This window comes from bacterium, assembly GCA_027622355.1.
In the GTDB taxonomy this organism is placed as follows: domain Bacteria; phylum UBA8248; class UBA8248; order UBA8248; family UBA8248; genus JAQBZT01.
In genome coordinates this window covers 1-9,685 of sequence record JAQBZT010000089.1, presented here as the reverse complement: position 1 = coordinate 9,685, position 9,685 = coordinate 1, and the positions used below count along the sequence as shown (strand labels likewise).

The 9,685-nt window shown below is 62.3% G+C and carries 12 protein-coding genes; 7 read left to right on the top strand and 5 right to left on the bottom strand.

Annotation, left to right across the window (positions count from 1 at the left end; translation table 11 throughout):
- The 3 genes from O2807_06945 to O2807_06935 form a co-directional block, all read right to left on the bottom strand.
- The coding region (locus O2807_06945) for a CHASE2 domain-containing protein (GenBank protein ID MDA1000237.1) at positions 1–412 on the bottom strand (412 nt) is incomplete at its 3' end.
- Positions 409–1,056, bottom strand: a complete 648-nt coding sequence (locus O2807_06940; protein MDA1000236.1) for a FecR family protein — start codon at positions 1,054–1,056, stop codon at positions 409–411. The genes O2807_06945 and O2807_06940, both read right to left, overlap by 4 nt.
- 53 nt (positions 1,057–1,109) lie before the next feature.
- Positions 1,110–1,547: a VOC family protein gene (locus tag O2807_06935; GenBank protein MDA1000235.1), complete on the bottom strand. Its 438-nt coding sequence runs from the start codon at positions 1,545–1,547 to the stop codon at positions 1,110–1,112.
- A gap of 183 nt (positions 1,548–1,730) precedes the next feature.
- On the opposite strand from O2807_06935, the gene O2807_06930 reads away from it, so the two are divergent.
- Positions 1,731–2,615 (top strand): AEC family transporter, encoded by an 885-nt coding sequence (locus O2807_06930; GenBank protein MDA1000234.1) that lies wholly within the window; start codon positions 1,731–1,733, stop codon positions 2,613–2,615.
- A 16-nt stretch (positions 2,616–2,631) separates the two neighbouring features.
- Here O2807_06930 and O2807_06925 read toward each other — a convergent pair whose 3' ends face one another.
- Positions 2,632–3,366: a TVP38/TMEM64 family protein gene (locus O2807_06925; protein MDA1000233.1), complete on the bottom strand. Its 735-nt coding sequence runs from the start codon at positions 3,364–3,366 to the stop codon at positions 2,632–2,634.
- A gap of 260 nt (positions 3,367–3,626) precedes the next feature.
- Between O2807_06925 and O2807_06920 the strand changes: the two genes are divergently transcribed.
- From O2807_06920 to O2807_06910, 3 genes are read left to right on the top strand one after another with little or no spacing between them, the layout of a single operon-like run.
- The gene (locus O2807_06920; GenBank protein ID MDA1000232.1) at positions 3,627–4,361 is read left to right on the top strand and encodes a methyltransferase domain-containing protein; all 735 of its coding nucleotides are present in this window, start codon (positions 3,627–3,629) and stop codon (positions 4,359–4,361) included.
- On the top strand, positions 4,358–5,599 hold the full coding sequence (gene queG, locus O2807_06915; GenBank protein ID MDA1000231.1) for a tRNA epoxyqueuosine(34) reductase QueG: 1,242 nt from the start codon (positions 4,358–4,360) through the stop codon (positions 5,597–5,599). Before O2807_06920 ends, queG begins: the two co-directional genes overlap by 4 nt.
- The gene (locus tag O2807_06910; protein ID MDA1000230.1) at positions 5,596–6,402 is read left to right on the top strand and encodes an alpha/beta fold hydrolase; all 807 of its coding nucleotides are present in this window, start codon (positions 5,596–5,598) and stop codon (positions 6,400–6,402) included. The genes queG and O2807_06910 overlap by 4 nt, the downstream gene beginning before the upstream one ends.
- 10 nt (positions 6,403–6,412) lie before the next feature.
- On the opposite strand, the gene O2807_06905 is transcribed toward O2807_06910, so the two are convergent.
- Entirely contained in the window at positions 6,413–7,204 is a 792-nt protein-coding gene (locus tag O2807_06905) for a hypothetical protein (protein MDA1000229.1), read from the bottom strand.
- Positions 7,205–7,422: 218 nt separating this feature from the next.
- Here O2807_06905 and O2807_06900 point away from each other — a divergent pair, with 218 nt between their 5' ends.
- Genes O2807_06900 through O2807_06890 form a run of 3 tightly spaced genes read left to right on the top strand, consistent with a single transcriptional unit; the run spans position 7,423 to position 9,681 of the window.
- Positions 7,423–8,184 carry a GntR family transcriptional regulator gene (locus O2807_06900; GenBank protein MDA1000228.1) on the top strand — a complete coding sequence of 254 codons (762 nt, stop codon included), beginning with the start codon at positions 7,423–7,425 and terminating at the stop codon, positions 8,182–8,184.
- Positions 8,185–8,206: 22 nt separating this feature from the next.
- A complete protein-coding gene (locus O2807_06895; protein MDA1000227.1) occupies positions 8,207–8,656 on the top strand; it encodes a heme-binding protein in 450 nt (149 codons plus the stop codon).
- Between the two features lie 41 nt (positions 8,657–8,697).
- Positions 8,698–9,681: a tripartite tricarboxylate transporter substrate binding protein gene (locus O2807_06890; GenBank protein ID MDA1000226.1), complete on the top strand. Its 984-nt coding sequence runs from the start codon at positions 8,698–8,700 to the stop codon at positions 9,679–9,681.
- Positions 9,682–9,685: the final 4 nt, after the last annotated feature.

Sequence of the window (9,685 nt, the reverse complement as noted above, 5' to 3'; positions counted from 1 at the left end):
CCAGCAGGCGCTGCGCAAGAATTTGCGAAACCGTGCCTTCCGGAAGAATGGACTGCAGGGACCGCCGCAGCGAACGGAGTGTTTTTCCCGTCAGATTCTCGTCCGGCTCCAGGAAAAGAATGTCGAAGGCAATCACCTTCGCCCCGGCAGCCCGCAGCCGCCGTACGAGCTGGGCGAAGCGCTCCCGGCTCCAGGGCCACCGGCCCAGCGCCCGGATGCTTTTGTCGTCAACGAGAACGAGAGAGATCGGTACCTTGGGAACCGAGGCCCCGCGGAGCTGAAATCTCAAATCGAGGGTCTTGGCTTCCAGGTTGCGGAAAAGAGGTGTCTGCGCCGCCCCGAGGTACAGAAAAATCATCCCGAAGGTGGCAAGGAGCGCCACCCGGAATTCGGTCAGACGCAGAAGTTTCATCGAAGCGTAGCGTCACGCATCAAGGCACGCGCGCGCGCCTTGCCCCATATTTTCGGCTTGGAAGGGGGAGCCCCTTCGTGCACCTCTGTTCCCTCGCCGTCAGAAAGCGACACCCAGTTATGAGCGGAACTTTGGGATTTCACGGAGATCTTTCCGCGCTGCACGAAAAATGCACAGGCGTTGTTGTCCACACGGGCCATCCAGTCTGTCCCCCGGACCGCGGCAACCGCCGTCCGGGTCTGGATCTCAAACGATGAGCCGGGCAAAAGCCGGCTGACGATCGCCCGGAAAACGCCCGCCGGAACGCCAAACCCGAATGAGCGTTTCTTCTCCCGGGGGGAAAAAACAAATTTCGTCACTCGGAATGTCGTCCCCACACCCAAAGAGACCACCGTCCCATCCACAAACATGAGCCTGACCTTTGAATCTTCCGCGGTCCGGATCGTATCTCCCAGGTACAAAGCCATCTTCGCCGTAACCGGAACGATGCTGTCCCCCTCCTTCCGGATGAGCGTGGCGTTCCCCTGCAGGGCGACCACGAGGCCCACGCTGTCTCCCCGAGCGGCATCCGATGTCCGGGGGAAGAAAAGAACCGCCGAAAGGGCAACGACCAGCACAATGAAAAAAGAAAGATATCGTTTCATCGCGATCAGCTCCCGTTGTTATTTTGAGACTTTCGCCATTGTTCTTTCCGATCCTACTTCGCCACCCAGTCGGGCACCTCGCCCTCCGGCAGGCGCTGGAGCAGCTCGATGGTGATCCCGCCCGTGGTGGCCGGAACGGTGAAGGTGATGGCCGCGTTTTTCGAACCGGCGATCGGCGGCTTCATAAGAAACTTGACCCCCTTCGCCTCCCACTCCGCCATCGTCGCGGGCAAATCATCGACCCGGAAGCAGATATGGTGGAGGCCTTCCCCCCGCTCGTCAATGAATTTGTTGATGGGGGATTCGGGCGAGCTGTTTTCGACCAGTTCCATCACCCCGCCGGGCGTTTCATAGAAATCCAGCCGGGCGTGGTTGCCCGGGCGATCTTTCTCCAGCCGCTCCTGAAAGCGGAAGCCAAAGAGGTTCTCCATCAAATCCTTCTTCTCATCCACGTTTCGAACGGCATAGCCAATATGGTCGATCTCCGGCATTTCTCGTCTCCCTTTGGCGAGTGCGCGATATGAAAACGCCAGCCTATCCCGGCCCCCGCTTCACCCGCAACGCCCTTCCCTTGTCTCTCTCTGCGGCCATGGATATACTCGCCCTCTTTTCGCCCGGGACGTCTTAGTGGGTCCGGCTGCCGGGCCGTTTCGCCGAGAGGCCAGCAAATCGAGATGGAAATTCTCTCCCGCATCCTTCAAGTCGTGTTCCCCGTCATGGCCATCCTCTTCGCGGGATATTTCTACGGGAAGAAGCGAACGATCGACCCCAAGATTTTCATGGAGATCATCATCTTCCTTCTCGCTCCGGCCCTGATGTTCGATTCACTGGCACGCCAGAACATTGACGTGGCGAATCTGCTCCGCGCCGTCCTTTTCTCCCTCGCCATTCATCTGATCCCCGGGGCCATCGCCTGGCTCATCAAAATCGCTTTCGGCATCCAGCAGCGAATTTTCACCCCCTCGATCATGATCATGAACTCGGTCTCGCTTCCCTATCCGCTGGCCCTGCTCGCATTCGGAGAAGAAGGCCTGGCCCAGGTCGTGCTGCTCTCTATCCCCAACGTGTTCATCCTGTTCACAATCGGGCTTGTCCTCCACGGCGGCAGGGCCAACGCCGTCGAACCGCTCCGCATGCCCGCGATCTATGCCTCGATCGCCGGCATCGCGGCCGCGGTATTCGCCTGGCCGATCCCGAAATTCTTCATGCAGTTCACCCAGCTTGCGGGAAGGGGGCTCTTTCCCCTCGAGCTCTTCGTTCTCGGCTACCGGCTTCGCTCGATTCGCCGGACGGACTTCAAATTCAGCGTGATGGTCTCGATTCTCCGCTTCGTCCTGGGGTTTGCGACCGCATGGGCGCTCTCCGCCATCTTTCAGCTCGAGGGCATTTTCCGCGCGGCGCTCTTTTTGATGTCCACCAGCCCTGCGGCCAACTTCAACTACGTTTTCGCGGAACGCTACGGAAACGAGGGCCCGCTCGCAGCCTCGGTCGTCTTCACCGGAACCGCTTTCAGCATGCTGACCACGCCGCTGGTGCTGCTCTATCTGGAATTGATCTGAGGGATGAAGGCGAGGCTCAAGGCTTGTCGGACGCCTTTTTCCGCATCCATTCGTGAATGTAGTCTTTCAGGTAGGCGATGAGAGCCGCGCCAACGAGAAGCACGAGAAAAATGCCCAACAACATCCCATAGCGCTCCTCGTACAGGTTGGCCCCCTGAAGGCCGAGAACGAAGGTCCCCGGAATCCTCCCAAAAAACGCCACGATGAGAAACGTCCGCAGCCGGAGCGGGCTGAGCCCCAGCAGGTAGCACATATAATCTTTCGGAAAACCGGGTATCGAGAAAAAGACGAACGCCAGCAGCGCCCCTTTGTGCTGCACCAGAAAGTCGAACTTGTCGATCACCTTTCGCGTCATGAGGCGTTCGACGAAGGGCCGGCCCAGCCATCTTCCGATCGCGAAGGCCATGTAGCTTCCGATCGTGAGACCAATCGTGCTGTAGAAGGTGGCGGCCCCCACTCCATACACGTAGCCGCCCAGAAAGCCCGTCAGCTCTCCCGGAATGGGAGAGAAGACGACCTGGCCGACCTGAACAGCGATAAACACCACCGGCCCCCAGACGCCGAAGGAGTTTATCCAGTCGCGGAAATGGTCTTTCTGGGCCTGCAGCTTCTGGAGGGCGCCAATCCAGCCCGAGATATCCTGCCGGAAGTAGAGCGCCAGCAGCCCCGCGAGCGCCGCGAGCGCGAGCACCACCCAGAATATCCTCCGCCGGCGGGCCAAAGCCCCATCCGGCCGGTTCTGCTCCGTCATTCCTTCTCCCGCTCCAGCAAACAGCGCCCGCCCACCCATCGGTAAATCGCCACCGCATCGTAGATACCATTCCTTTCCGAAAAATAGAATCCAACGCCGCCCCACCCCCTTGGAACGATGCGGCTTCCGGCGCAAATCCCGCCTTGACAGCCCTATTCCCGCTCGCCAAGATAATGAGATCAAAGGCGGAGAAAAGCGGGAAAATGGAACGCCGCCAAGGCTTGGCGGCTTTTTTCGTTATCCGCCGGGAGAATCCACATATGCTTTCGACATCCGCCCGAGCGAAATGGCAGAGCGGCGCGCGGACCATACGCCCGGGCGATGCCGCCCACGGCGAAATGGGAGAAAAATGGCTTGATGCGGTCAAGCGCCACTTCTCCCCCGGGGGCGGACATCTCGACCTGGGGTGCGGTGAAGGCCGGATGACCTTCGCCCTGGCGGAGCGCTGGGCGCAGGGCGGCTGGTCGATCGGGCTTGACCGGGACGAGGCGGCCCTTCACGCCGCGCGGGCCCGGGCGGAGAACCTGCCGGGCGCACAGTTTCTTCTTTGCGATGTGGAAAAAGAAGATTACGGCCCCCTCCTGCAGGGCAGAATCCCCGATCTCATCACCGCACACCTTTGCATGGGCCCCGAGATTGTGGAGCGCGCCGCAAGGGCGCTCCCTCCGGGCGGAATCTTCGCCTTCGTCGCTCTTCACCCGAGCCTCTGGAGCGAGGCAGGCGCAACCAGCCGATTTTCGCTCGATCAGGATCAGGTTGACGCCCTTCTGGCGAAGTTTCATCTCGCGCCCCTCTTTCTCCGGCTCGAGAAGGACACCCTCGAATTCTCTTCGGGGGAAGCCGCGCTTTCCACTTATTTCCGGGAAGACACCCGAACCCCCGCCGGGAAGGAAACCGGCCGCCGGGAAGCCATCCGAAAATATTTTCTGGGCGGCGGCAAAAACCTGACCGTCCGCGCCCAGGCGCAATGTGTCGCCCGGAAGGCGGCGCCATGAGCGGCCCCTTCCCCGCCCCGGCCGAAGCGGGCCTCGCCGCTCCCGATGCCGCCGGCTTGCGTTCGCTGGTCCTGGAACTCTCCCGGCGCCACGGCTTCGACCTTTCCGGCATCGCGCCCCCCGCCCTGGATGCGCCGCACCGGCAATACCTTCAGTGGATCGGGAAGGGCTACGCCGGCGAGATGACATACCTGACGCGCGATCCCGAAATTCGAAAAGACCTTCGCAACCTCTGGCCGGACACGCGATCCGCCCTGGTGGTCGCCGTCCGCTACCGCCCTCTCGATACCCCTCAAAAGAGCTCCTCTCCCCCGGGCGCGCTCCCCGGAAAACTCGCGCTTTATGCGCACGGGGGCGATTACCACAAATTTCTCAAAAAAAGGCTCCTGCGCATCCTCAAGGACCTGCAGGAATTCGACCCCGGCATCGACGGAAGAAGCTATGTTGACACCGGACCGATTCTCGAGCGCGATCTGGCCGCCCGCGCCGGCCTCGGATGGAAGGGGAAGAACTCCCTTCTCCTGAGCCGCGAACTGGGCAGCTATTTCTTCCTCGGCGTTCTGCTCCTGAACCGCGAGATACCGCCGGATTCGCCCGTGAGCGAGCATTGCGGCACGTGCGAGCGGTGCATCACGGACTGCCCTACGGGCGCCATCGTCGCGCCGGGCGTCATTGACGCACGAAGATGCATCTCCTACCTCACCATCGAGCTGCGCGGCCCCATGGACCGGAGCCTCCGCCCCCTCGTCGGAAACCATTTCTTCGGCTGCGACATCTGCCAGGAGGTCTGCCCCTGGAACGATGGGGCGCCGGCCGCCGTGGAGGCGCGCTTCTCTCCGCGCCCGGGCGCGCTGGCTCCGAACCTTATCGAGATGCTCGGAATGGATGAGACCGAATTCCAGAAAAGATTCCAGGGAACTCCCGTCATGCGGGCCCGCCACGACGGATTTCTCCGGAACGTGGCGGTCGCCATCGGCAACACCGGGGGCCGCGATGCCCTGCCCGCGCTCGCGCGCGCCCTGCGCCACCGGATCGCCCTCGTCCGCGGCCATGCCGCATGGGCGCTGGGCCGGATCGGGGGGCGCGAAAACCTGAACAAATGCCGGGAGCTGCTCGAAGCCCAGCTTCAGGTTGAAACCGACGAATGGGTACTGGAGGAAATCGAATTGGCGCTGGGTGAAATCGCAACCGCCTCGCAGCCTTTGATGGCCCACAACCAGAAAGGGAACGAACGATGAGAACCGTCCGCGCCGGTGGAATCGACATCGCCTTCGAAGAACACGGAAGCGGCCCGCCGCTTCTGCTCCTTCACGGCTATTCGCTCGACCACTCCCTCTGGGACGCCCAGGTGGGGGCCCTGAAAAACAAATACCGGCTGTTCGTTCCCGACCTCCGCGGGCTGGGCGAGACGAAGCACCTGGACGCCGGCGCGCCCATCTCCATCGAGCAGCTCGCCGACGATGCCGCGGCCTTTCTCGAGGCGCTGGATGTTTCCGCGGCGGCCGTGGCCGGGTTTTCGATGGGCGGCTTCACTCTGTTCCAGATGGCGATCCGCCATCCGCTGAAAGTGCGCGCCGCCGCCTTTGTAAACACGAGCGCGGGCGACAGCCCCGACCGGACCGCCGCGCGCCTCAGCGTCATGCGGTTCATCTCGGATGAAGGGTCCGATGCGTTCGCGACCGCTTTTATCCCCCAGCTTTTCGCGCCGGCCTCCCTCACCGCGTTTTCCGATGAGGTGGAACACACGCGGCGGGTCATCGCCTCGCAGGATCCGGTGCGCCTCGTTATGCTCCAGGACACGATACGGCGCCGCGACGACGTGTGTGCGCGTCTACACGAGATCACCTGCCCCTGCGCGGTGATCGGCGGGACGGAGGACGCGCTCATCCCTTCTGCCAGATTTCAGGAGATCCACGATGGATTGCCCGACTCGACACTCGACATCATCGAGGGGGCGGGCCACATGACACCGATCGAAGCAGCCGATCGGGTTTCGTTCGCGCTCGATCAGCTCATGCAGCGCGCCGGAATGTGGATGTAGGTTTCCGGGGCTACGCTTCCTTCCAAGAGACCTTCTTCAGAAGTTCATCGATCCGGCCCGCGGCGGCGGCGACCACCGGGCCCTCGCTCCGTCTGCCGTCGGCCAGCCGGGCGTAGTTGAGCGGCGCGCCGTCCGCCGAGATCACCCGGCCTCCCACACACTCCAGAACGAGCGCCGCCGCCGCGATGTCGTAGGCGTGCGTCGGCTCCACCACGGTGCCGAACGCGGCCCCCGATGCGGTATAGGTCAGATGCACCGAAGCCGCCGAGAGAGAAAGACACGGCCCCGGAAAATCGATGTGGAGCCCGGAAACCGGGCGGCCCGGAACAAAGAGGAAGCTGTGATCGTGGGCGGCATCCTTCGAGAGCGGGGGGAGGGGGGCGCCGTCCTTGAAGGCTTGCCCGCCCGCCTCGGCGGAGTACATCTCATCGCCCACGGGCAGAAAGACCGCCGCCGCTTCCACCGCAGCGCCCCGCAGACAGGCCACCGACACCGACCAGAAGGGCAGCGCGCTCAAAAAAGGCCCTGTCCCGTCGATGGGGTCAATGGCCCACCAGCGGGTACCCGGCCCGGGGCGCGCTTCCCCGATCGCTCCGCTCTCTTCCGCGAGAATGTAATCGCCTGGGTAATGCGCACGAATCCGGCCGATCAGCAAACGCTCGACGGCCCGATCCGCCTCGGAAACGATGCTGTCTCCTTTTTTCTCAACCTTCGCCTTCCCGAAATGAGAGAGCGCAAGGGCGCCGGCCTCGCGGGCAATTTCCTCGAGAAAAAGGCGGAGCGACTTTTCTTTCGTGCGCATGGCCTGGCTCTTTCACGGTGATGGCATCGCCGGAAAACTGTGCGTGCGAAACCGTTCCTATCACGGCCCCGCCTCAGAAAAAAGCCGCGGCCGCGTGGCGGGACAGAATACTGTTGACAGATAAATGTTCAAGTGTTGACAAAAAATATCCCCCCGCCTAATCTTCCCTCGACCCTGAAAACAACTTCATCCAATAACAGCGCCGAGGCCAGGCCGACATGACCGCGGAAATTCAACCGCTCCGAACACGCAAAAACAGCCTGACGGAGAAAGCCTACCGCTTCCTCGAGGAGCAGATTGTCGAGATGCGCGCCGGGCCCGGTGAGCGCATCAGCGAGGCCGAAACCGCGCGGCAGCTTCAGATAAGCCGCGGCCCGGTGCGCGAGGCGCTCCGCCAGCTCGAATCCATCGGAATCGTCCACCGCGTAGCCAACCGCGGCGTCCGCGTCGCGAATTTCGAGGAAAAAGAGCTGGAGGAGCTGGACACGCTCCGCAACCACCTTCTGGCGCTGGCCGGCCGCCTTGCGGCCGAGAACGCCACCTCCGGACACCTGGACAAGATGAAAAAAATCATCGTGAAAATGTCCCCGGCCGTCGAAGCGGAGGATTTCTCCACCTATTCCGCCCTCAACATCCAGTTCCACGATCTGCTGAACGAGGCCACGGGAAACACGAAGCTCTGTCAACATCTTGCCCAGATATACCGCCAGATCAGGAGATACAACCTCCTGGCCATGTCGTTCCCGGAGGGGATGCTCGATTCTTTTGAGAGCCACAAAAGAATTTTCGGGGCGCTCGCGCAACACGACCCGGAGGCCGCCGAGAAAGAGTTAATCAACCACGGCCAGCTCTCCTATCAGGTGCTTCGCGCCAATTTCAAAAAGTTGCAGCGGGCTTTCCGGGCGGAAGGCCGGCTGGCCCGCAAAAACGGAAAGAGCATCTCCCGAGCCGGAAGGCCCCCATCTTCAAAAGCCGTTTAGTTTTTATCCGAAGGAGAAACGAATGCCGTTTGCCGACACCAAGCGCCTGACCTCCCGGGGAGCCCGAACGATGATGGAGGCGGCCATCCGAAAGGCGGAGGACTTCGGCATCGCCGTCACCGTGGCGATTGTGGACGCGGGAGGACACCTGTTGCGCCTCGAGCGCATGGACGGCGGGCGTTTTCACACGATTCACTCCTCGACCACCAAGGCGGTGTGCGCGGCCTCGAACAAGCGCCCCACCACCACCCAGGGCGCCCAGGCGCAATCGCTCGACACCCTCCATGCGCTCGGGCTGGCCCTCGCCGCGGGGCCCGAGAGATGGACCGCGATGGAGGGCGGCTTCCCCATCATTTTCGAGAACGAATGCCTGGGTGGAATCGGCGTCAGCGGCGGGGACTGGAAACAAGACGAGGACATCGCCCGGGCCGCGCTGGAAGCGGTCGGCGCCGGGTTCGAGATCGACAAATAGAACAACCTCTTGAAATTTCCATCTCACAGGGAGAGAGCGCGATGAGAAGAAAAGTGATTCGCAAGTTCAGCCTGTTGTTTGCTGGCCTATTGGCAGCCGCCGCACTTTCGGGATCGGCCTTCGCGGCGTACCCCGAAAAACCGATTCAGTTCATCATCCCCTTCGGCGCAGGGGGCGGCGCCGACATCGAGGGAAGACTGCTCGCCAAGGGCATGTCCGAGGTGCTCGGCGTTCCGGTCGTGCCGATCAACAAGCCGGGGGCGGGCGGCGCCGTCACCTACACCTATGTGAAAAACGCGAAGCCCGACGGCTACACCATCGCCTGGAATTCAACCTCGATTTTGACTTCGACCAACATCGGGAACGTTCCCTTCAGCTACAAGGCGCTGGACCACGTCGGCCGCGTCGAGACGCAGCCCCTCCCCTTCGCCGTCCGGGGCGACGCCAAATGGAGCACCTTCAAGGAGTTCGTCGCCGACTGCCGGAAAAATCCGAACACCTACAAAATCGCCAACGCCGGAACGGGCAGCAGCACCCATCTCGGCGCTGCCGCCCTCATGACCGCCGCGGGCTGCAAGGTGATTCATCTTCCGGTCGGCATCAAGCGGCGCAATTCTTCCGTCCTGAGCGGCGAGGCCCACGCCATGGTGGCCCCGCTCACGGGCGCCGTCCGCCTGGCGAAGGCCAAGAAAATCCGCCTGCTGGTGATTCCGGCCGCCGAGCGGAATTTCGTCGTGCCGGACGTTCCCACCGCAAAGGAGCTGGGCTTCAACGCCGAGATCGATTTCTTCCGGGGCCTCAGCGTCCCGAAGGGAACCCCCCAGCTCGTCAAGGCCATCATCGCCGACGCCATGATGCGCGCGACGCGCTCGGACGCTTTCACGAAACTCGCAAAGAAAAGTGGCTTCACGGTCGCCCCGATGGACCACACCGCGTTCGAGATCTACCTTGCCAGTCAAAACCGGATCGTGGCGGGAATCATGAAGCGGGCGGGAATCTACCAGTCCAAGCGAAAAAAGAAGTAGCAAC